At 66.4% G+C, this 21827-nt stretch carries 19 protein-coding genes; 6 read left to right on the top strand and 13 right to left on the bottom strand.

The window, feature by feature from the left end:
• The 10 genes from guaA to BLJ79_RS02270 all read right to left on the bottom strand — a co-directional run.
• Positions 1 to 1113: glutamine-hydrolyzing GMP synthase (gene guaA / locus BLJ79_RS02310; RefSeq protein ID WP_286135234.1), on the bottom strand; the 1113-nt coding region annotated here is incomplete at its 3' end.
• 301 nt (positions 1114 to 1414) lie between these two features.
• Positions 1415 to 1546 carry a hypothetical protein gene (locus tag BLJ79_RS23660; RefSeq protein ID WP_286135233.1) on the bottom strand — a complete coding sequence of 44 codons (132 nt, stop codon included), beginning with the start codon at positions 1544 to 1546 and terminating at the stop codon, positions 1415 to 1417.
• A gap of 78 nt (positions 1547 to 1624) precedes the next feature.
• Positions 1625 to 3556 carry an HNH endonuclease signature motif containing protein gene (locus BLJ79_RS22735; protein WP_071213025.1) on the bottom strand — a complete coding sequence of 644 codons (1932 nt, stop codon included), beginning with the start codon at positions 3554 to 3556 and terminating at the stop codon, positions 1625 to 1627.
• Between the two features lie 225 nt (positions 3557 to 3781).
• A complete protein-coding gene (locus tag BLJ79_RS02300) occupies positions 3782 to 4246 on the bottom strand; it encodes a DUF3817 domain-containing protein (protein ID WP_071213024.1) in 465 nt (154 codons plus the stop codon).
• Entirely contained in the window at positions 4243 to 5055 is an 813-nt protein-coding gene (locus BLJ79_RS02295; RefSeq protein WP_286135232.1) for an SURF1 family protein, read from the bottom strand. The genes BLJ79_RS02300 and BLJ79_RS02295 overlap by 4 nt, the downstream gene beginning before the upstream one ends.
• Positions 5056 to 5377: 322 nt before the next feature.
• Positions 5378 to 5878, bottom strand: coding sequence for a PTS sugar transporter subunit IIA (locus tag BLJ79_RS02290; protein WP_071213022.1), 501 nt, complete (start codon positions 5876 to 5878; stop codon positions 5378 to 5380).
• A 216-nt stretch (positions 5879 to 6094) separates the two neighbouring features.
• Positions 6095 to 7240 carry a GuaB3 family IMP dehydrogenase-related protein gene (locus tag BLJ79_RS02285; protein ID WP_071213021.1) on the bottom strand — a complete coding sequence of 382 codons (1146 nt, stop codon included), beginning with the start codon at positions 7238 to 7240 and terminating at the stop codon, positions 6095 to 6097.
• Positions 7241 to 7327: 87 nt separating this feature from the next.
• Positions 7328 to 8572: a BtrH N-terminal domain-containing protein gene (locus BLJ79_RS02280; RefSeq protein ID WP_071213020.1), complete on the bottom strand. Its 1245-nt coding sequence runs from the start codon at positions 8570 to 8572 to the stop codon at positions 7328 to 7330.
• A gap of 123 nt (positions 8573 to 8695) precedes the next feature.
• Positions 8696 to 9508, bottom strand: coding sequence for a class I SAM-dependent methyltransferase (locus BLJ79_RS02275; RefSeq protein ID WP_071213019.1), 813 nt, complete (start codon positions 9506 to 9508; stop codon positions 8696 to 8698).
• Between the two features lie 142 nt (positions 9509 to 9650).
• Positions 9651 to 11099, bottom strand: coding sequence for a J domain-containing protein (locus BLJ79_RS02270; RefSeq protein WP_071213018.1), 1449 nt, complete (start codon positions 11097 to 11099; stop codon positions 9651 to 9653).
• A 252-nt stretch (positions 11100 to 11351) separates the two neighbouring features.
• Here BLJ79_RS02270 and BLJ79_RS02265 point away from each other — a divergent pair, with 252 nt between their 5' ends.
• Positions 11352 to 12152: a DUF427 domain-containing protein gene (locus BLJ79_RS02265; RefSeq protein WP_071213017.1), complete on the top strand. Its 801-nt coding sequence runs from the start codon at positions 11352 to 11354 to the stop codon at positions 12150 to 12152.
• A gap of 22 nt (positions 12153 to 12174) precedes the next feature.
• On the opposite strand, the gene BLJ79_RS02260 is transcribed toward BLJ79_RS02265, so the two are convergent.
• The gene (locus tag BLJ79_RS02260; protein ID WP_139194672.1) at positions 12175 to 12723 is read right to left on the bottom strand and encodes a GNAT family N-acetyltransferase; all 549 of its coding nucleotides are present in this window, start codon (positions 12721 to 12723) and stop codon (positions 12175 to 12177) included.
• A gap of 167 nt (positions 12724 to 12890) precedes the next feature.
• Here BLJ79_RS02260 and BLJ79_RS02255 point away from each other — a divergent pair, with 167 nt between their 5' ends.
• A complete protein-coding gene (locus BLJ79_RS02255; protein ID WP_071213015.1) occupies positions 12891 to 13331 on the top strand; it encodes a VanZ family protein in 441 nt (146 codons plus the stop codon).
• Positions 13332 to 13728: 397 nt separating this feature from the next.
• Here the strand turns inward: BLJ79_RS02255 and BLJ79_RS02250 are convergent, their stop codons facing one another.
• Entirely contained in the window at positions 13729 to 13944 is a 216-nt protein-coding gene (locus BLJ79_RS02250) for a hypothetical protein (protein WP_071213014.1), read from the bottom strand.
• Between the two features lie 140 nt (positions 13945 to 14084).
• Between BLJ79_RS02250 and BLJ79_RS02245 the strand changes: the two genes are divergently transcribed.
• Positions 14085 to 15158: a tetratricopeptide repeat protein gene (locus BLJ79_RS02245; protein ID WP_071213013.1), complete on the top strand. Its 1074-nt coding sequence runs from the start codon at positions 14085 to 14087 to the stop codon at positions 15156 to 15158.
• Between the two features lie 25 nt (positions 15159 to 15183).
• Here BLJ79_RS02245 and BLJ79_RS02240 read toward each other — a convergent pair whose 3' ends face one another.
• Entirely contained in the window at positions 15184 to 16749 is a 1566-nt protein-coding gene (locus tag BLJ79_RS02240) for a chitinase (protein WP_071213012.1), read from the bottom strand.
• 550 nt (positions 16750 to 17299) lie between these two features.
• Here BLJ79_RS02240 and BLJ79_RS02235 point away from each other — a divergent pair.
• The 3 genes from BLJ79_RS02235 to BLJ79_RS02225 are packed head-to-tail and all read left to right on the top strand — an operon-like array spanning position 17300 to position 21331.
• A complete protein-coding gene (locus tag BLJ79_RS02235) occupies positions 17300 to 19330 on the top strand; it encodes a glycosyltransferase family 2 protein (protein WP_286135247.1) in 2031 nt (676 codons plus the stop codon).
• A 2-nt stretch (positions 19331 to 19332) separates the two neighbouring features.
• On the top strand, positions 19333 to 19794 hold the full coding sequence (locus BLJ79_RS02230; RefSeq protein ID WP_071213011.1) for a hypothetical protein: 462 nt from the start codon (positions 19333 to 19335) through the stop codon (positions 19792 to 19794).
• Positions 19745 to 21331, top strand: coding sequence for a putative bifunctional diguanylate cyclase/phosphodiesterase (locus BLJ79_RS02225; protein ID WP_083410938.1), 1587 nt, complete (start codon positions 19745 to 19747; stop codon positions 21329 to 21331). The genes BLJ79_RS02230 and BLJ79_RS02225 overlap by 50 nt, the downstream gene beginning before the upstream one ends.
• Positions 21332 to 21827: the final 496 nt, after the last annotated feature.

Here is a 21827-nt window from a genome sequence, read left to right as displayed (position 1 = left end):
GTCCAGGTCCTCGGGCAGGCCGCCGACGTTGTGGTGGCTCTTGATGTTGCTGGCGCCCTCGCCGCCGCCGGATTCGACGACGTCCGGGTACAGGGTGCCCTGGACCAGGAACTTCACCGGCTGGCCGGAGTCGGCTGCCTCGGCGAGGATCGCGGTTTCCGCGGCCTCGAAGGCGCGGATGAACTCGCGGCCGATGATCTTGCGCTTGGTCTCCGGATCGGTGACCCCGTCCAGCGCGGTCAGGAAGCGCTCGCGCTCGTCGGCGATGTAGAGCTTGGCGCCGGTGGCGGCGACGAAGTCGGTTTCGACCTGTTCGGCTTCGCCCTCGCGCAGCAGCCCGTGGTTCACGAACACGCAGGTGAGCTGGTCGCCGATGGCGCGCTGCACCAGGGCGGCGGCCACGGCGGAGTCGACGCCGCCGGACAGCCCGCAGATGGCACGGCCGTCTCCGACCTGCTCGCGGATCTTCTCGACCTGCTCGTCCAGGATGTTCGCTGCGGTCCAGGAGGGGGCCAGGCCCGCGCCGTGGTACAGGAAGTTCTCCAGGACCTGCTGGCCGTGGTCCGAGTGCTTGACCTCGGGGTGCCACTGCACGCCGTAGAGGCGCTTGGCCTCGTTGGCGAACGCGGCAACCGGTGCGCCGGCGGTGGTGGCCAGCACCTCGAAGCCCTCGGGGGCTTGGGACACGGAGTCGCCGTGGCTCATCCAGACGTTCTGGTTTTCCGGCATGCCGGCCAGGATGGAGCGGGCCGCCCCGGATGCGGTGGCATCGGTGGCGCCGTATTCGCGCAATCCGGTTTCGGCCACGACGCCGCCCAGGGCGTTGGCCATGGCCTGGAAGCCGTAGCAGATGCCCAGGACCGGCACACCTGCCTCAAACAGGTCGGCACCGACACTCGGGGCACCGTCGGCGTAAACGCTCGAGGGGCCTCCGGAGAGGATGATTGCCGCCGGGTTCTTGGCGAGAATCTGTTCGGTGGTGAAGGTATGCGGGACGATCTCCGAATACACGTTGGCTTCGCGTACACGCCGAGCAATCAGCTGTGCGTACTGGGCCCCGTAATCGACGACCAGAACCGGCTGTTGCTCTGGGGTGCTGGGAGTGTGGGTCACGCGCCTAAGCTTAGCCGCCCGGGCAGCCCGCTTGCATCTTCAACCGGCCGGGAGTGACGCACGCTACGCGGGACCCCGTCACAGTGCTGCGCGCCGGTGCCCCGGCGCCCTTGCCGCTGCCGGCAATGCCAGGACCCCAAGCGGGTCCGGATGGACTCCGGGAGCATGGCGACGCGGGGTATCAGGTCAACAGGGGAAAGCTGCCGTCGAAGCACCCGCGCCGGGGTTCCGGGTGTTTGGCATCGACCGGGTGCCGCGGGTCGCGCACGTCGATCCAGCCTTCGCCGGCGATGCCGAGCCGCTACGGGAAGTCCGCGCCGTCGAGGTGCTCGTGGAAGATCGACTTCACGAGCAGGTCCTCCCCCGAGGGGGTCTGCACGACCGCGCCCATGTTCGCGTTCGGGACCGCCGGCCGGTGCCAGATGGCCGCCATCGGGCACGGGATGCTCCGAAGAACCTGCTCGATTCGACATCCACCACATCGCTCCCGGGCGGGAACGCGGCTGGACGGTCAGTCGGTGAACATCGGCGGGGTGTAGCCGGCGGTGCGCAGCTCGGGATGCCAGTAGAGGTTGCGTTCCGGGTCCCCGCGGGGCTGGCCCGCGCGGCCGACGACATAGGGAATGCCGTCGATCATTTTCAGCGTGATCAGACCGGCATGGATCATCAGGTGGTGGTGCTGGCAGATATTTGCGCCGTTGTCGACGCTGGTCTCCCCGCCCTCCTGCCAGGGCTTGACGTGGTGGTACTCGTTGGTGGAGGCCGGGCGGTGGCAGCCCGGGACCACGCAGCCGCGGTCGCGGATGGCTATGGCCCGGCGCTGCGCGGGGGTGAACCCGCGCACGGTCCGGCCCAGGTCCAGTATTTCCCCGGCGGATCCGAGCAGCGCCGGCAGTAGGTCGGCGTCGCAGGCCAAGCGGCGGATGTTCGCCGCCGAGATCGGCATGCCGTGGCCGGTGACCCCGGCGTCTTCGCATTGGCCCAGCAGGCTGCGGTAGCCGATCAGCACCCCGATCTTGACCGGCAGGCCTCCGGAGTCAGGAACCCCGTTGCCGTTCAGGGCACCGGTGATTGCGGCAATGAGCCCGTCGAGCAGCAATTGCGGGGCAGTGCGCGAATCCCGGTCTGCCCAATCCTCCGGATCCCGAGCGGGGTCGGGTTGGCTTTCTGAGGTGCCGGGCGCCGGTGGGCCGCAGGACCACTCCGAGCGCGGCGCCAGTTCCGGGTCGGTGCCCGGTGCCAGTGCCCACTCCGGGGCGGGTGCTCCGGCGGGTGTTCCGGCGGGTGCCCAACCACCTGGGGTGGCGTCCTCGGTGGTGTTGTCGCCGGGATCCGGCACGATCACCAACCGCGGGCCCTGGCCATCTCCGGGCCCTGGGTCCGTGCCGGGGGTGCGGGACCCGGCACGGCCGGCCCCGGTGGTCTTGGTCCCGGCTGTCTTGGTCCCGGTGCCGCCATCCGAGGTGAACGTGCCCGCGTCGTCGGCGGTGGCGTCGCCCGCCGTGTTGGCCGGTGCAATGGGGGCGGGGCGGGTGACGGGGCCGCGGGTCGAGACCGAGGGCGGAGGCAGCTTGCTCGAACGCGGGTTGGTCCAGGCCTCGCCGAACGCCCTGATGGCCTCGGAGTCCACGGGGTCGCAGGTCAGCTGGTACACGTCGCAGCCGTCGCGGTGGTACTTGTAGAAGAATCCGCGCTTGGCCCGGATCTGGGCGTCGGTGATCGGCGCTCCGTTCCGGGTGAGGAAGGCGTCCCAGTCGGCCAGCGCCTTGTACCCGTGCCTGGGTTCCGCGGCGGTGACGGCTTCGGCGACCGATGCCTCGATGTCGGCGGCCAACCGCGGGGCCTCCGGGTGCAGTGCGAGGCGCGGCTGCAGCGAGGACAGCTTCTTGGCCAGCTGTGCCAGCGTTCCCACATCGGATTGTCCGGCTTCCGCCGCCTGCGCCAGGATCGGGAACACCGGTGCCCGGCGGCCACCGTCATCGGCGGAGCCCGCCTGGGCCGGGGCGATGAGCAGCCGGGAACCGCCGAGCCGCCGCTTGGATTCCGCTTCGGTGATGTGCAGGTGCGCCTGCATCCACTCGCTGGTGTTCCGGTGCGCGGCCATCCCCTGGCACATCCGCTCCGCCGGCACGGTCGCCGTCCCGTCGGACAGGGAACACGGGTCGGCGGCCAGCGCGTCGACCTGCGCCGCGGTGCCCGGGTCCAACCGGTGGACCTGGACCGCGTCGGCGGTGAACACCGCGTGCATCTGCCCGTAGGCGATCGATCGGTTCCCCTGTTCGTAGAGGCCCAGCACCAGGGCGACGGAGGCGGCGTCCAGGTCCGCGGACCCCAGCCGCTCCTGCGCGGCACGCACCGCCAGCACCGCGGCGGCAAGCTGCCGGATCGCGGTGTCGGTGTCTGCCTGCCCCGACGGGGTGCGGGTTGGCGCGGTGGTGGTCATGAACCCCAGTCTGCGCCGCCGCGGCCCGGCGCGCGGCGGGGAAGGCCGATTGTGGGGGGAAGCGGGCCGGAAGGCCGGCCGAGGAAGGGGGAATGCACGAAGGGCGGCCAACGGATGCGTCGATACGCATGCGTTGGCCGCCCTTGGGCAGTTGAACCGGGCGGTTCGGCCGGGCGGTTCGGCCGGGCGGTTCGGCCGGGCGGTTCGGCCGGGCCGTTGAGCCGGTCAGTACCGCTTGGCGGCCTGCGGGTGGGAGGCCAGTTCGGTCTCTACCTCGCCGTGGACCTTCTTCTCCATGAAGAAGGACAGCAGCGGAACGACGCCGCCCAGGGCGATGGTGATGAAGCGGCTGAACGGCCAGCGCATCAGCGACCACAGGCGGAAGTCGGCCAGCAGGTACACCACGTACATCCAGCCGTGGATGATCAGGATCGCCAGCGAGACGTTGACGCCGTCGGTGATGTCGGCGCGGTTGACCAGGCCCACGGCGTTGGAGCTGCCGTCGAGCAGGGTGCCGCCGATGAACAGTTCCAGGTGCCAGAAGTACTTCACGATCATTTCGGCGCAGAGCAGCAGCAGCATCACGCCGGTGGCGTAGGCCAGGATCTTGTAGAAGGTGGAGGCGGAACGGATCTGGGCGGGGGTGCCGGCAAAGCGGCGCACCTTCGGGGCGGAGTTTTCTTCGGTCACAACTGGTCCTTGGGTTGGGAGTCGAGCAGGGGGTTCTCGTGGTGGAGCTGGCGTTGGTACACGGTGGCCGGGTCCAGGCCCGCGGCCAGCGCCGCCGCGTCGGCGATGTCTTCCTGCTGCCGGCGGAAGTCGTCGGCCACCAGGCGGTACCAGAGGAAGACCGCGAAGCCGGCGAACACGACCCACTCGATGCCGTAGAAGATGTTCAGCCAGTTGACCTGGCGTTCCTGGGGCTGCGGGCCCACGTGCACCGGCACGAGCCCGGTGGCGGCGGCGGAAAGGTCCGCACCGTCCGCTCCGGCCACCGTGGCGGCCACGACGAATCCGCTGTAGGAGGGCACGTCCCACACGTTGATCAGCTCGGCCACCGACAGCGAGGCGTAGGCGTTCTGGCCGGCGTCCTGGGAGATCGGGGCCTCGGTGGGCAGCAGGCGCCCGGTGACCTCCAGGGTGCCGGCCGGGGCCGGGGCGGGGGCCGCGTCGTCGGGCTGCCAGCCGCGCACCACCGGGATGGTGTTGGAACCGGGCGCGTCGGCGACCTTGAAGGCGGCGACGACCCAGTAGCCGGTGCGTCCGTCCTCGATGCGGTTCTTCACCAGGACCTGCTTGCCGGGCAGGAAGCTGCCGGTCGCGGAGACCATCTGGTCCGCCTCGCGGGCCATCAATTCGCTGACCGGCTTGATGTGGCTGGTCAGCGGAACGACCTTCTCGGTGGTGGTCACCGGGGGCGGGGCTTCGGTATGCGAGCGGTTGAACTGCCACTGGCTCAGCAGGACGAAGCCGGTGGCAACAACGAGGGCGCCGACCAAGGCCAGGATCCAACGGGGTTTAAGGGCAGTTTTCAGCACACTCCAACCGTACGTCGATTGGGCATCGAAGAGCCAATGGAACCAAAGGCGGCGCCGGGACGTTCGCGCGGGCCCTGGGACCACCCGGCGGCCGGCCCGGGGCTGCCTTTTGCCGCCGCGGGGTGTGGCGGGGCGCGGGTTCCCGCGGGCACCGGGGGCGCGGGCGGGTGCGTGCCCGCGCCGCCCTGTCCGTGCGGCGGGGCTGGCGATGTGGCCGGGATTACATCCGCCGTGTCGCGCGGCCGGGCGGGGCCGGGCCGCCGCGGCACGGGATCCCCCGGCCCTAGACGGTGGAGAAGTCGACGGTGGAGTTGACCAGTTCGGCGATGACCCCGGTGTCGTTGGCGCGGCGCAGGGACTCGCGGAACGAGTCCTTGGCCAGCGAGCGGGCCAGCGCGGCGAGCATCATCAGGTGCCCGGAGTAGCTCGAGGCCGGGGTGGCCAGCAGCAGCACCACGTGCGCCGGGCCGTCCTTGGCCCCAAAGTCCAGCCCGTGCCCATAGGCCATCACGCCGACCGCGATGCTGGGTGCCGAAACAAAATCGCTGCGGGCGTGGGCCAGCCCGATGCCGCCGGGCAGGCCGGTGGCCAGCTGGTGTTCGTGGCGGTGGACATCGGCCAGGAAGCCGGGCAGGTCCCCGATCCGTTCGGCGGCCAGCAGCCTGCCGGCCAGCAGCGCGACGGTTTCTTCCCGGGTGGGCGTCGCCAGTTCAAGGACCACCAGCTCCCGCGTGGTGATCTCTGGGGCGTCGTCGCCGGCGGGCGTCGTCTGGGAAAAGGTCATGGCATCGATTCGATCAGGCGGCGTTCGGTGTTTGGGGGGCGGCGCGCATGGCGTGCGCCTGGTTTGTACAGTACACGGGCCCGGGCCCGGCGCGCAGCGGGGGGATGCCCCGGGTCCCGCTGCCTGCCGGGACACAAAACGACCGGGTCCGCACCCCCGCCACCGTGGTGGGGGAAGGCAGCGGACCCGGTCGCCCCGGCGTGGATCCCTAAGGTGCTAGTCGGCCTCGTAGGGGGAAACCACGACGTCGACGCGCTGGAATTCCTTCAGGTCCGAATACCCGGTGGTGGCCATCGAGCGGCGCAGCGCGCCAACGAGATTGGAGGTTCCATTGGTGTGGTGCGAGGGGCCGAAGAGCAGTTCCTGCAGCGGCGCCACGGTGCCGACCTTGACCCGGTCCCCGCGCGGGTTGTTCTCGTGGGCGGCCTCCATGCCCCAGTGCCAGCCGGCTCCCGGAGCCTCTTGCGCGCGGGCCAGGGCGGTGCCGAGCATCACGGCGTCGGCGCCCATGGCGATGGCCTTGACGATGTCGCCGCTGGTGCCCAGGCCGCCGTCGGCGATCACGTGCACGTAGCGTCCGCCGGACTCGTCCAGGTAGTCGCGGCGGGCCGCGGCGACGTTGGAGATCGCGGTGGCCATCGGCGCGTGGATGCCCAGGGCGCGGCGGGTGGTGCCCGAGGCCCCTCCCCCGAAGCCGACCAGCACGCCGGCGGCGCCGGTGCGCATCAGGTGCAGGGCCGGGGTGTACCCGGCAGCGCCGCCGACGATGACCGGGACGTCGAGTTCGTAGATGAACTGCTTGAGGTTCAGCGGCTCGTGGGTCTTGGAGACGTGCTCGGCCGAGACGGTGGTGCCGCGGATGACGAAGATGTCGACGCCTGCGGCCACGACGGTCTTGTAGTGTTCCTGGGTGCGCTGCGGGGTCAGCGAGCCGGCGACGGTCACGCCGGATTCGCGGATTTCGGCCAGGCGGGCGGTGATCAGCTCCGGGACGATGGGGGCTGAGTACAGTTCCTGCAGGCGCGCGGTGATGGCCGGGTCGAAGTGGCCGCCGTTGGCGGACTTCAGTGCGGCGATTTCCGACAGGACCTTGGCCGGGTCCTCGTAGCGGGTCCAGAGGCCCTCGAGGTTCAGCACGCCCAGGCCGCCGAGCTTGCCCAGCGCGATGGCCGTGGCCGGGCTCATGACCGAGTCCATGGGTGCGCCCAGGATCGGGGTCTCGAATTTGTAGGCGTCGATCTGCCAGGCCACCGACACATCGTGCGGGTCGCGGGTGCGGCGGTTGGGAACAATCGCCACATCGTCAAGGGAGTACGCCTGGGCTGCGCGTTTGGAACGGCCGATTTCAATCTCGTAAGTCACCGCACCACCCTATCAGCACGCCGGCGGGCCGGGCCTCCCCCGGGTGCGCGCCGGACCCGCGGTGCCTGCCGCGGGCCACGGGGCGTTTCAGCCGGCCAGGGTGCCGAGGGTGTCGGCCAGCGCCCGCGCGGCGCGTTCCTCGCCCGCGGCGATGACCTCCAGCTGGTCGGCGAGCACCGCGAAGTGCCCGGTGCGCTCCTGCACCTGGATCTGCGGGTCCACCAGGTCGGTGAACACGATCCAGTCCTGGGCCAGGTGCGCGTAGTCGGCCGCGTGCGCACCCAGGGCCTCGAGGCCCGGCAGCGCGGAAGCCTCCGCGAGGAAGTCGGCGTACTGGCCGCGCAGGGCGCCCACGCCGCCGAAGCGGGTGTCGGTGAGGAAGCCCAGGATCTGGTTCAGGCCCGATTCCAGGCGTGCGGGGTCCTCGAAGATCCGCGTCCAGCCCTTCTTGGTGGTGGCATCGCGCAGGCGCTCGGCCCAGTTGTTCATGCCCGCGACGCCGAAGTTCTTGGCGAAGTGCGCCGGGATGCCCTCCAGCTCGCTGGTGCCCAGCAGGCGCCCGGTGGTCTGCGCAATCGCCTCGCGCACGTTGGCGGCCAGGGCCGCGGCGTCGGGCCCGGTGCGCTCCGGGATCCAGGCCTGCCAGTGCTTGTCCTTCTTGCGCCGGGAGCGGGCGGCGGCCAGGTCCTCGGGGGAAATGGGGGTCAGCGAGCCGGAGCCGTCGTCGATCAGCAGGTCGTCCCCGTGCTCGCCGACGACGGCCAGGTCGATGGAGTCCGATTCCTCCACGGCATCGGCATCGATCCACGGCAGCGCCGCGACCGAGGCGCGCACGACCACCGCGCGTCCGGCATCCAGCCCGGCGTCGAGGTAGTCGGCGGCCAGCCGCGCGCTGCCGGTGGTGCGCTCCATGACCTTGGCACCGGACCGGGCCAGGAGGTTCGCGGTGTACGGCTCGGGGTGCGCCCGGGTGACGATGGTGGCCGTGGTCGTCTTCTCGTAGACGAAAGTGAAGACCATGAAGCCGATGCCGCCGGCCAGCCCCGCCAGCAGCGCCTCGCTCATCGGCTCGCCGGTCAGCGGGTGCTTCACCCCGGCCTGGGTGAGCACGCGGTGCCACAGCCCGGCGTCGTACTGCAAGACGTTCTCCGGGGCCGGATACTCGGGCAGCTCGGCTTCCTGGGCCGCGGCCGCGGCGTCGGCGGCATCCTGGGCGCTGGCCGGGCGGTGGGGCTTCGCGGACAGGATCGCCTTGCGGGCGGTGGTGTAGCTCTCCCCGGTGCGGTCCATACGGGCGCGGGTGAGTTTCTTCAGGTTCTTCGGCTGGGCCACGGTGTGCTCCTTAAGTGTTGCGTGCGCGCATCGGCGCGGGTCTCTCCCGCACGCCAGGGGGCAGCGCCAGTGAAACATTCTACGTGGGGGCACACCATCCCCGGGCCGCGTGCAACCGGCCGCTCACCCGGCCGCGCGCACCGAGACCAGCAGGCGCGGGGACACGGCACCGGATTTGATGGCCGCGGCCACGTTGCCCAGCCGGTCCGCTGGGTCGCTGCCCAGCAGGATCGGGGCGCCCAGTTCCGTCGCCGGTCCCTTGCCGGGCCCCGGCATCCACGCCAGCACCGCCGCGGTGCGGTCCTCGTCGGTCCCTGGCATGAATCCGGCCACACGCAGGTGGCGGTGGTACGCCTCGGCGGGTTCCACGTAGGACGAAGCGGCCGCGTCGGCCCACGGCATCGGGTAGTCCAGGGCGTTGGTGCCCATCAGGTCGTAGATGGCGAAGATTCCCCCGGGGCGCAGCAGCCGGTGCACCTCGGCGAACACCGCTGGCTTGTTCTCCAGGTTCATGCCCACGTGCAGCATGGTCGCCGCGTCGAAGGAACCCGCCGGCAGGTTGGTGGCCTGCGCCGGGGCCAGCAGCATCGTGATGGACCCGGCCATCGAGCAGGCGGCGTTCAGCTCCCGGGCCAGCAGCACGAACTCCTCGGTGACATCCACGCCGGTGACCACCGCGCCGAGCTGCGCGAAGTGGCGTGCCGGTCCGCCGATGCCGGCCCCCACGTCCAGCACCCGGGTCCCGAGCCCGATGCCGGCCTCACGGGCCACCTCCGCCGTGGCGTTGGCGCCGCCGGAGTGGAAGTGGTCGGCCTCGCCCAGGTCGCCCGGGAGCAGGACCTCCGGTTCCTTCCCGGCGCTGCGAAGCGCCGCGTAGAGCCGCTCGCGCAGGTTCCCGGTGGTGTAGCGCCTGATGGATTGGTCGGTGTCGCTCATCGTGGGCTCCTTGGGGCCGTCCGGGCCCCATCCCGCCTCTCGCGGCATGCTGTGCCCAACGCCTGCCCCCATGATAAACCCGGGACAAAGCGGCCGTCACCGGTGGTCCACACCCGATTCGCACCGGGGCCAGGAGGGGACCTCACGGGGCACCGAAGTCCTTGACCAGGCGAGAGAGCGCCACCCGGTCCACGATGTGCGCCTGCCCCTCGCACAGCCAGTCGCCGGCCTCCTGCAGGAACGCGGCCGCCGTCGCCAGCCGCGGATTTGCGCCGGTGGCCCGGTTGTTGACCAACACCGCCGTGCCGTCGACCGGGTGGAACACCGACCAGCCCCTCACCTGAAGCTCGGGGAACCGGGCGCGGCACGCCTGAACGGCGCCCGGGAAGGGATGGGCCAGGAAAGCCGGGGCGTCGCCGGGCAGCTTGCACACCAGCCGGTCTTCCCACCAGTAGTACTGTCCCCCGGGACAGAGGCGCGATTCGACCAGCACCAGCCGGTCCCCGCACAGCACGCCGTGGCCGAGGCGCAGCTGCGGGTCCCCGGGGACGGACAGGCCGGCCAGAGTCCTGGCCCCGGGAAGGGCATGCAGGGTGTCCAGCAGCTGGCCGGTGAGCGAATCGGCGGTCCTTCGCGGGTGGCTGGCGCCATCCCCACCGCCGGAGACGTCCAGGTCCCAGTGGTTGCGGCCGGTGATTTCCTCCACGCCCAGCAACCCCCTCGGGCCCGGGCGACGGCGCCGGATGGCGCTGGCGCGCAGGATCTCGACGGTGAGCAGATACAGGCCCAGCCAGCCAATAGCCGCAAGCATGCCCGCGCGACCGCCGGCGAGCGCGGGGACCAGGATCCCTCCGGCGAAGCCGAGGAACAACAAGTAGCGCACCAGTCCGCGTCCGCGGGCACGGGCACGGGCCCAGCCGCCGGCCAGCGCCGCCACCGGCACCAGGAGCACCAGCAGCGCGACCCTCCACCACTCAGGCGAGTCGCTGCCGCGCACCATGGCCGCAACGAAGAGTCCGGCGAGAATGATGTTGAGCTCCAGCAGGAACCAGGCGAGGAAACGGAAAGAACCCACCCGCCCGGCGGAATCGTCGCGGATCTCCAGCGGCGGGTAGGAGCGGGTGTACCAGTCCATCGCGGAGAGGTCGATCCGGTTGCATTCGAAGACGTTGAAGCCAGCAGGGCTTGCCGGGTCCCGGGCCCCTGCCCGTTTCTCCCTGGCCCGGGCCGCTGCCGCGGTGCGGGCCTTGGCCTCGGCGCGCACGCGGTCCCGTTCGCGGTCCCGTTCACGGTCGCTTGCGGCTCGTGCCGCCTCGGCCCTGTCCCGCGCTTCCGCCTCTTTCCTGCCCCGGTCCTCGGCGGTGCGCCGCTGCTGCTCGGCCTGACCGGCGAGCGCGGCGTCGAAGGCGGCCCGCAACCTGTCGTCGGCCAACACCCGCAGGGCCTCGTTCAACGACTTGGCCATCGCGTCGGTGGCACCTCCGGCATCCGGGTGGTGTTCACGCATCAGGGCACGGTGGGCCGCCCTGATCACCGACACCGGTGCCGTGCTGCTCACGCGCAGCACGTCGTAGTGGTTGGCGGCGCTCATGTGGATGCGCCGCCGCGGCCGAAGAATCGCACACCAAACACGACGCCCCCAATCCCCCGTTCGTGGTCCCCAAGACCAGCGCACTGCATCCGTGATGTCCTCCCGAATCTACCAACAAGTGGGCCGTTTGTTTAGGGTTGGGCGCCGGCATGCTTCCGGCTCCCGCAGCAGGCCGTGCCCCCTTTCGCGAGCACTTCACATGAGTCAACACCGGCCCTTGACCGCGGAGCGGGGCGCGCGCATACTGGCGCCGTGGCCACCCGAATCTCAGACCTGATCAACCAGTCCCTGCCCGTGCTCCGGTACGAACCGACACAGAAACGGGTGCGGGCCAGCTTCCAAGGGACCCCGGTCCTTGACACCTCCTCCGCCGTGCTGGTGTGGGAACCGCGGCGCGTCGTGCCGATCTACGCGGTCCCCGAATCCAATGTGCAGGCCCACCTGGCGCTGACGGCCGGAACCGGCCCCGGGGTCCCGGACAAGGCCGGGATCCTGACCCCGGATGACCCCTTCGCGCTGCACACCGCCGAAGGGGCTGCGCTGGATGTCGAGGTCGGCGGGCRCACGCTTCCGGGCGCGGCCTTCCGGCTGTCGGACCCCGTGCTGCAGGGCTTCGTCGCCTTCGACTTCCGGGCGTTCGATTGGCGCGAGGAGGACGAGCCCATCGATGCGCACCCGCGCGATCCCTTCAAGCGGGTCGACGTCCTGGCCTCGAGCAGGCACTTGCGCGTCGAGCTCGAGGGGATGCTGCTGGCCGAGACCCGGCACCCCAGGCTGCTCTTCGAGACGCACGTTCCCACCCGCTACTACCTGCGGCCCGGCGAGGTCCAGTGGGATGCGCTTGTGGCCACGGACAGTTCCAGCAAGTGCCCCTACAAGGGCACGGCCCATTACTGGGCCCCGGCAAGCGGCGGCCGGGACGTGGCGTGGAGCTACGCCAACCCGTTTCCCGAGGCGGCCGCGATCGCCGGACTCGTGTGCTTCTACAGCGAGCGGACCGATTTCATCCTCGACGGCAAGCGCCTGGGGCGCCCGCATACGCCCTTTGACTAGCCGGGACCGCCAACCGGAAAGGCTAGGTCAGGTCGATGGCAAAGCGGCGCTCGAGCAAGGCCGGAGTGAACCGCGCATCTTCCCTCGTGGTTCCGGTGTCGTGCCAGCCGTGGCGCTCGTACAGGTCCATGGCTCGCCGGTTCCCCTCGGCCACCCACAGGTAGGCGGTCCCGTATCCCAGCCGGCGCAGCTCGGCAGTGGCCTCGAGCAACAGCACGGTTCCCAACCCGCGGCCCCAGCAGGCCGGGAGAAGGTTCAGCGTATACAGCTCCCCGGTGCCCTGGGCGGATTCCTCCCGCGGCACTCCGAACTGGCAAAAACCCACGACCTCGCCGTCCACGACCGCCACCAGGGGCTTCTCCCCGGTGTCCCGCCCGAGCGAGTGCGCCCAGCGGCCGGAGATCTGCTGCACGTTCATGGATTCCAGGAACGCAGCATCGATGATGCCGGCGTAGGCCGCCCTCCAGACCTGGACCAAGGCCTCGGCCAGGGCCCCGGCATCGGGCCCAACAGCCCGGCGCGCGAGGCCGGCGTTCTCCGGGTTCAGGTTCTGGTTCGCGGCGGGTTCCATGGGGGCAATGCCAACGCGCGGCCCGTTCTTGTGACCCGCGGTGTCCCGCAGCCCGGGGTTCACGCTTCAAGGTGCCGGACCCTGGCAGTGGCGTAAAATCGGCAGCGGAGCCGGAAGGTTTTTTGCCGGAGCCACTGTCCCACCCGCAACTCTCTTGACTGGGTTCCATGACCAAGCCGCATGTCCGTTTCGCCGCAGTCCTCGCCGCTGCCTACCTTTTGGCTCTGCTGCTGATTGCCTTTTGGCCCACCCCGGTGGATCGCCCGGTGAGCGGAAACCTTTCAAGCATTCTGGGCTGGTTGCATGCCCACGGGCTGCCGTTGTTCATCGGCTACAACAAGGTCGAGTTTGCCGCGAACATCGGCCTTTTTGTGCCGTTCGGATACATCGCGGGGATCCGGAGCCGGATGTGGTGGCATCCTCTCGCGGCGGGCTTCGCGGCCTCATTCTTCATCGAGTTAGGGCAGGAGATCTTCTTGCCCCAGCGGTTCTCGTCCCTGCTCGATGTCGTGGCCAATACCATCGGTGCGGGACTGGGTTTCGCGCTCTTTGCCCTGCTGCAGGCCGTGCACCTTCGAGGGCAAGAATCGGTTGAACCGGTTCGGTAGCCGAGCCCGCCCGAAATTCGGCGCATTTCGTGCTCGTTCGAACAGCGAACCGGCCGCCATGACGTGGTCCCGACGACTGCTGCCGGCCGGACCACTCACAAGCCCAATACCAAAGGTGGTTCGAGTCCAACCCCCTGGATAGGCATCGTCAACGACCCACGGCTGCCGCAGCGTGGACTTGGGGGCCGACCCACGTATCGCGGGATGCGGTCTTGGTATGTTTCCGGCCAGCCTTGGCATGTGACGCGGCCTGCGGGGCGACAAATGCAGGTGTCCGGCCGGGATACACCGACCGGACAACGTCATTCTTGATGCACGGGAGAACATTCTCGACACCATGAGCTTGCTGCGTCCATTCCGGGGCCTTGCCTTCGAGGCACTCCCGTGCGCGGAAAACCTACAGCGGCCAGTTGTTGTTTCCGGCGGTGGTACTCGTGCCGCCATTCAGGGTCTCGTATTGCAAGGGCCAGTTGTTGTTTCCGCCCAGCGTCTTGGTAATACCGATGCTCTGCACCGACCCGCTGTCTGACCGCACAACGTCACCGGCACCACCGGCGACAACTGCCCCGGCAATAAGCATTGCGGCAAGGGCCGAACCCAGGATCTTCTTCACGTATTCTCCATCTCATTCAGAATTCGGGCGAGTGTTCGGAGCATTGCCCATATTTGCCGCACCCGGGAACGGGACGACAGCCCCACGGGATATCCTAGCGCTCACCTGATGTTTTGGAGTTGAATTCGTCATCGGATTTCATGGAACCACTGCCCTTCGAGGATTTGCCGGAAGCCCGGCGGTGGGAGTACATGAGGGTGGCCGCCACCGGATGCAGCATAATTGAGATTATGCACCACCCCTCCGCCGAAGCCCGCGCCGCCAAGGCGGAAGCGCACCACCGCAGGATTCGGAATTCGGGAGACCAGCAGCAGGTGCTCGAAGCCGCCCGGGAGTGCGCCAGAATCTATGCGTCGATGGGCGATCGGGTCAAGGAATCCGTTTTCCTCTACGACATGGGAAAAAGCCAGGTGTTAACGGGTGCCTATATGGCTGCCTTCCAAACCGCGGAAACCATCCTCGCTTTTCCCCGGATACAAAACGACCCGGTGTTCAAGGCCCAGGTATTGATCCTGCGTGCAGCAGCTCTTCGCAACCAAGCACATCACGAAGAGGCCGTGGACACCGCGCGCACGGCGCTGGCCGTCTTGTCCGACGTCAAAGACCGACACGAAGCACGAGCTGAAGCGTACCAAGGAATCATTGCCTGCCTGGTCGAGGCTGGCCGCGCCGACGAGGCCTGGGCTGTCCGTGACCTGTTGTCTGCCACCTTGGAACACGTGGAAGACACTATGTTGGCTGGCCAGGGCTTCTGGACACTGGGAAACCTCGCATTCGCCAAGGGCCACGAGGCCGAGGGCAACGCCTACCACGAGTGCGCGGCTGACCACCTCCAACAGGTCAATGACATCCACATGTGGGCACGGTTCAACAATGCGAGCGCCGATGTGCAGCTCCAGGCGGGAGTCGCCAACGAGCGCACCGATGACTGCATTATCCGTGCCCAGCTTGCTTACGACATCATCGGAGGAAGTGCGGTGGAGCTACTGGGCCTGGCCGGAACCCGGGCACGGTGGTATGTGGCCAACGGAGAGCTAGAGAAAGCGTCCTCGTTGCTGGAGCGAGCACTGTCCGACGCCTATGGCTCCGGGGCACCGGAAGACGCCTCGGTGCATCGGCTCTGGTCGGAAATCCTCCACGCCACGGGGCGTTTCGAGGATGCGCACCGGGAAAGCGTGCGCGCTGCCCTGATTGAAGCGGACACGGGCAGCTGACCCGTCCTGACGCGGCGAATCCCGGCTAGGGCTTCTTCTGCGATTCCTTGAGGATTTCGCTGACTTGCCCGTTTGCCAAACGGGACCACGGAGAATCCGCTGAGCCTTGCGCCGCGGCTTCGGGGTTCTGGGCCTGGTTCCACCATTTGGCCTCGAAAATCCGGCCGTCAAACAAGATCCGTTCCCCCTTGTCATACACCTTGGTGGACGACCAGGCCGGATAGAGTCCTGTGGGCACCGCGACGGGGATTTCCGGCTTGTCTCCGGGAAGCACAGGTCCAATCAAGCTCCATGGGATCGCTCGCGCGTCACTGGCCGGAAGATCCGGTATTTCCCCCTGGGTCCACCATTTTGCCTCGTAAACGTTGCCGCGCCAGACGACGCGTTCCGATTTGGGGTAGGCGGATTCGATGTTCCATACCGGGTACGGGCTCTTCGCGGGGTCATCGACGATGGCAGTCTCCACGGGGGCTTCAACTGGAGCGTCATTGGTCGCCACCGGGCGGTCGGAGGAATCTAGGTCGGCCGCAAGCGTCCGTGCAAAGGCACCGTCTTCCTGGGTGACGCCGCTGCAGTTATTCGATACCCGTTTCAGATCCGGGAAGTTCGGTCCGCAGTCGGCATCTCTGTTGGCCGACCACATCGAAAGCCGTCCTATGCCATTGGTCGTGGAAAATTCCTTTAATGCCCTCGCGTCGTCCAGCGTGAATATCTCTCCAAGCAAGTCGTTCTGACCGATCATGGGGGTGAGCCCGATCTTGGCCCAGAGGGTGCGATCCCCTATTTCCTGTCCGAGCTGGGAATAGAGCGCCTTGATCTGCTGGTGTGCGCTACGTGCCCCTTGTTCCGAGGCCGAGGCCATGCTCTGGCCCGCTGAACGAGTATCGCCGAAGTTCATGGTCATGAGATTCACGCCTGCGAGGTCGACGCCGCCTTCGAGGAGCCGCTTGACCTCGCCCAGTCCGGATTCCGTCAGCCCCCGGGTGTCCACAGGAAGCGTCACCCAGACCTCCACTGGTTTTCCCGACTCCGTAGCACGGGATTGAAGTGCCGACACAGCTGAAGCACGGCGCAACGAAGCGGCGGCATCCTCGAGGTCGTTTCCCTCGACGTCCAGGTCCAGGGTGGTGGAACCGTATCGCTGGAGGAACGATTCGTATCCGTCAATGATCTTTTGCTCATCGGTGCAGGCGGTGGCCAGTTCGTCGTTGTTCAACCCGCCGGTGGAGATCACGATTTCGCCGCCTTGTTCATGCACCCGGGCCACCTTACGGTCCAGGTCGAACGTCTCGTTGGCGCTGTCCATGCTGTAGTAGCCGCCCCACGAATTCGCACAGCTGTCCTTGGGATCCGCCACGGCGAACCCAAGAACCACGCGTTGTCCAGGTACTAGGTTTTGGGCAATCGGATAGAACGGCGTCGATGTCGCATCGACGTAGGACCCGAACCAGCGTCCCGTATCAGCTGCTCTGGCCGAGTCGCGGGATGTGTTCCAGTAATACGTTCCAGCGGCCACCAGCCCGGCAATCGCCAGGGCAAGAGCCGCCACCCGGACCCATGAAAGGCGTCTGCCCGTGGTCAAGTTAGACACAACAATCTCAATTCATAACAATTGACGGCTCACTGAAAACGCGGCAAACGGTGGGGCCCATTTCGTCCAGGAGTAATCCATCAGAATAAGGCGAATCTCATCGCAAGGAAATTGTGCTCTCACCTGCCCCAAGGCCCCACGTCTCCCCGAGACGCGTAATTCAGATCACTGCTGAATCATACGCTATGATCAGTTTTTGAAATGCATTGCGGGTCGCAGAATCCCCAAGTGCTGAAACGAGATTGCTTGGGGGCAAATCAGTTTGAACAACATCAGCACGAATGCACGCACGGCTTCACCAGACATTCGCAAGCGGCAGTGGGGCGCGGAAAAGCGTTCCGAGCCCCTGTCGATTGTTCATCCCGTCCCCTCGCGAGGCAAGTTGGCTTGGGGGCGCATAGCAATCGTCACGACCATTCTGGCCTGGATCGGCTACGTCATCAGCACCATCCTGAGGCAACTGGCCGACAACCCCGATGCGGGCTTCAGGTTCCGTTTCGAGGCGGCAATGTACCTCGCCGTGGTCACCTTTCTGACTTTCTCCGCGTTGATGTACCTCGTCGCCAGGCAAGGTGCCCTTCTGCGCTTCTCACAACACCGACGAGTGCCCCGAGGTGAGCTGGATCGGCACTTCCATTCCTATAACAAGTCGATCACTACGCTGGTTCCTAGCTATGCCGAAGAGCCAGCCGTGGTCAGGAAAACGCTCTGGTCCGTGGCCTTGCAGGAGTTCACGAACCTGCACGTGGTGCTTCTTGTGGATGACGATCCCTACCCGGAAGACCCGGACATCCTGGCCAAGCTCGAGGAAACGCGTGGCTTGGCACTGGAAATCCAGCAGTCCCTGGAACATCCGTTGAGGATGGCCCAGGACTTCCGGGTCCTTTTTGAACGCCAACGAGAGGCAGGGGCCTCGCCTGCCCAAATCCTGGCCACCACCATTGCCGCCTACGATGCTGCCGCGGTCTGGCTCGAAGAAATGGCCACCGCGGAAAGGATCGACGACCATGTCGACGAGTTTTTCGTTGATTCGGTCATCATGGGACTTGCTCGCGAGCTGCGCCTGACACTGTTGGCCCTGAACGCGGCTGCCGCACAAAACGATTCGCCTCACAGCGACAGGTTGGAAGAATTCCATCTGCGGCTGGAACGTATTTTCTCCGTCCGGATGCACACCTTCGAACGCAAGAAGTACGCAAATCTGTCCCAAGCGGTGAACAAGGCGATGAACCTGAACGCCTATATCTCCCTCATGGGCCAAAAGTGGCTGGTGGACAACCGCGGAGATGTGGAGGTGCTTCGCGCGGTGTCACCGACGCAGGAAACCACGGACATGGACCAAGTCCTGGACATCCCGGACTCCGAATACCTGCTCACGCTTGACGCCGACTCGCTGCTGCTGCGCGATTATTGCCTGCGCTTGGTTTACTTCCTGGAGTCCGAGGAGAATTCGCGCGTGGCGGTGACGCAAACCCCCTACTCTTCATTCCGAGGTGCGCCCACCCGCATCGAGCGCTTGGCTGGCGCCACGACAGACATCCAGCACATCTTGCACCAGGGCAAGACCCTTTACAATGCCACCTTCTGGGTTGGCGCCAATGCAGTGATCCGCAAACAGGCACTTGTGGATATCTGCCAGACCACAACCGTCGGCGGGTATGAAATCCACACCTACATCCAGGACCGAACCGTCATCGAGGACACCGAGTCAAGCATCGACCTCGGCACCCACGGCTGGACCCTGTCCAATTACCCGGAGCGACTCAGTTACAGTGCGACTCCCCCGGATTTCGGCTCGCTGGTGGTCCAACGACGTCGTTGGGCCAATGGCGGTCTTTTGATCCTGCCCAAGTTTGGTCGACAGATCGGTGAGCGTAAGCGACGCAACGAACGCATCCGATTGCGCGAGGTGCTCCTGCGGGTCAATTACATGGCATCAATTGCCTGGGCCAGCCTTGGCCTGATCTTCCTTCTGGCCTATCCATACGACGGACGTTTGCTCAGCCCGCTGATCTTTGTCGCGGCGTTGCCCTACTTCATCGCCATGGGAAGCGACCTCCGGGACTGCGGGCACCGATTCAGCGATGTCTTCAGGATCTACGGGTTCAACCTGATCCTCCTGCCGGTCAATATGGCAGGGGTGCTCAAGTCCACGGAACAGGCATTCACCGGCGAGAAAATCCCATTCGTCAGGACACCGAAGGTCCGCAATCGCACCGCATCTCCAGGTCTCTACGTGGCCATCCCATACCTGATCGTCTTCTTTTCGATCTTCACATTGTGGCGGGACTTCCAGGACCGCAACTGGGGAAATGTTGCCTTTGCCGCATTGAACACCGTGTTGGCCCTCTATGCCATACGCGCCTACATCGGCTTCAAGAACTCCGTTGTTGACATGGCCCTGGGGTTGGTGAATTGGCTTTTTGTCCCGCCGAAGAAGGCCAAAGACGCCACGGTTTCCTACCCCGTGGCCACACCGGAAAACACGGACTGGTCGACCTTGTTGTATCAAGGTGACCGACGATTGGATCGTGATTTGCGCGGAACCGACGATCGCCGCAAACGGATTGGTGTGAAGTAACCATGGGACAGGTTCCCCTTCTCGAGATTGGCTTGCTGCTGGACGGACTTAGTCCGATCGCGGACGCGACGTCTGAAGGCACGGCAGAGCAAGCGGTTTGGAGCCTGGACGTCAAGCATGCCCGGCTCACTTTCTTCGCCAACGAATTGCTTGAGGTCGTTTTCCATCCCCGGACGGTGTTGTCAGTCGAGACGGTCCGGGAGCTCTGGGGACTTGCGGACGCGCGCCTCGAACGGAAGGTGAAGTACTTGCTGGTTGATGTATGCGGCATTGACAGTGTGAAACCCAATGTCACTGCCCTGATTGATCCGATGACCGAGGGCATGCGCACGGCTCTGCTGGGCTCCGGACCCGCAGACCGCGTGCTGGCACGATTCTTCATGCGCAAGGTCGATCCTGCGCGACGGTATATGTATGTCGAAAGCCGGCAGGACGCACTCGCGTTCTTCCACGAAGATGACTGACCCCGGCCCTCTCGAGATGGACGAACCCCGTATTCCGCGCATTGTCGACGCCATCCTCAGGATCGCGGACATGGATTTCGATACCCTATTGCATCCCAGCAGCCGGCGCGATGAGATCGACGCCATCATCATGGGGATCAATGCCATGGCCGCTGACCTGGAAACGACGTATTCCACGCTTGATCGCCGGGTGGCAGAGCGCACGCGGTTGCTCGAGGCGGCCCGCGACCAAATGGCGTTGTTGGCCTACACGGACCCCTTGACCCAGCTCGCGAATCGTTCCGCCTTGATGGAGGAAATCAACAAGACGCTTGTCGAGCCCGGCACGGGTCCCTCGGCCCCGATCTTGATGCTCCTGGATCTGGATGCCTTCAAGAGCATCAACGATACCTACGGCCATGCACTGGGCGACAAGGTCCTGTGCCAGCTCGCCGAGAGGCTTCGCGGTTGTGTGCGCGCCGAGGACCTCGTGGCGAGACTCGGAGGCGACGAATTCGCCATCCTGGTGCACGCACCGGAACACAACGCCGTCGCCCTGGGCCGACGCATCGTTGCGGCGATGAACCAGGACATGGTGATCGACAACATCCACCTGAGCCCCGGGGCCAGCCTTGGCATTGCCCGGACAACGCCGTCGCATTCGCCGGACAGCCTCGTGCTTGAGGCGGACACAGCCATGTATGTGGCCAAGCGCTCGGTAAGCGAAAAGGTCGTGGAATTCGAGCCGTTCATGCTGTTTGAACGACGTGAGAAGGCCGAGATGCTCTCCGATCTCCGACATTCACTGGACGGCGAGCAGTTCTTCCCTGCTTACCAAGCAGTGGTCCGCCTCAAGGATGAGGCAATCATCGGCGCAGAGGCCTTGGTGAGGTGGAATCGAGCGGGCCACGGGCTCGTGCGTCCAGACGAGTTCCTCCCCGCTGCCGAGGAGGCGGGCATGGTCGGCAAACTGACTGAATACCTGCTGGATCGGGTACTGAGCGACGTCAAGAGGTGGCGGGCGGCCAAGCTCGTCGGCGCAGATTTCAAGGTCCACCTCAACGTGACCTCGCGTGGACTGCACGACCTGGGCTTCGCCGACGAGGTGCGCAGGGTCTTGCGCCAGCATGAACTTCCGGCAACCGTGCTGGCCTTGGAAATCACCGAGAACAACTTGATGTCGGGTGACAACCTGCACCGCTATACCTTGATGGCTTTGGCGAAGATGGGGGTTGAGGTCTTTATTGACGACTTTGGCACCGGCTACTCCTCAATCAGCTATCTGCGCCAGCTGCCCGTGACCGGAGCCAAGATCGACAGGACTCTCGTTGACGACATTGCCGTGAACCCGAAGCAGGAATCCTTCCTTCGCGCCATCTCCGACTTGATTGCAGCTTGTGACCTTGAGTGCGTCGTCGAAGGAGTGGAGACTGCCGAGCAATCGGCGAAGCTCAAGGCCATGGGGTTCACAACCGTCCAGGGATTCCACTATGCCGTTCCGCTGGACGCAGCCGCATTCGAGGAACTGTTGCGGATGCGCCGCCAAGCGCTCGCGTGATGGCAGTTCAGCCACGGCACACCACATGCCAAAGGCCTCGACCACCAGTTCCCCTGCGGGAGCCAGTGCTCGGAGCCTAGCCGTGACGGGTGCTGAGTGTTACGGGATGTTGAAGCGATATCTCTGCGAAATTCATCTTGGGCGATCGCCGAGGGTGCCATCGGCGATCGCATCGTTGCCGGTCCAGCGACGTTTACGCCAACCCCATTTACCACCCGGGCGCTGCACATGGGAWCGATGGGAAATGGAAGGGGCAGGAACCCGCGCTACGTCAGCGGGTCCCTGCCCTGGGAACGCGCAGCTTGGGGTCTGCGTCGTAACTCCCATGGAAGAATCTGGTACTTGGGGTGCCAGATTCTTCCGAAAATGGCCCTGCACTTAGGGGGGTGGCAGGACCAACCAACCTAGCCTACCTACCGAACGTCAACTTGCCCAATCGACGCGACTGCATCATCAATCGATGGTTGGTGTCCGCCTGCTTGAGGCGCCGGACGAA

This window comes from Arthrobacter sp. UCD-GKA (assembly GCF_001863355.1).
GTDB lineage: Bacteria > Actinomycetota > Actinomycetes > Actinomycetales > Micrococcaceae > Paeniglutamicibacter.
Note: the sequence above shows the minus strand (reverse complement) of the source record. Positions and strands in the feature narration are given on the sequence as shown.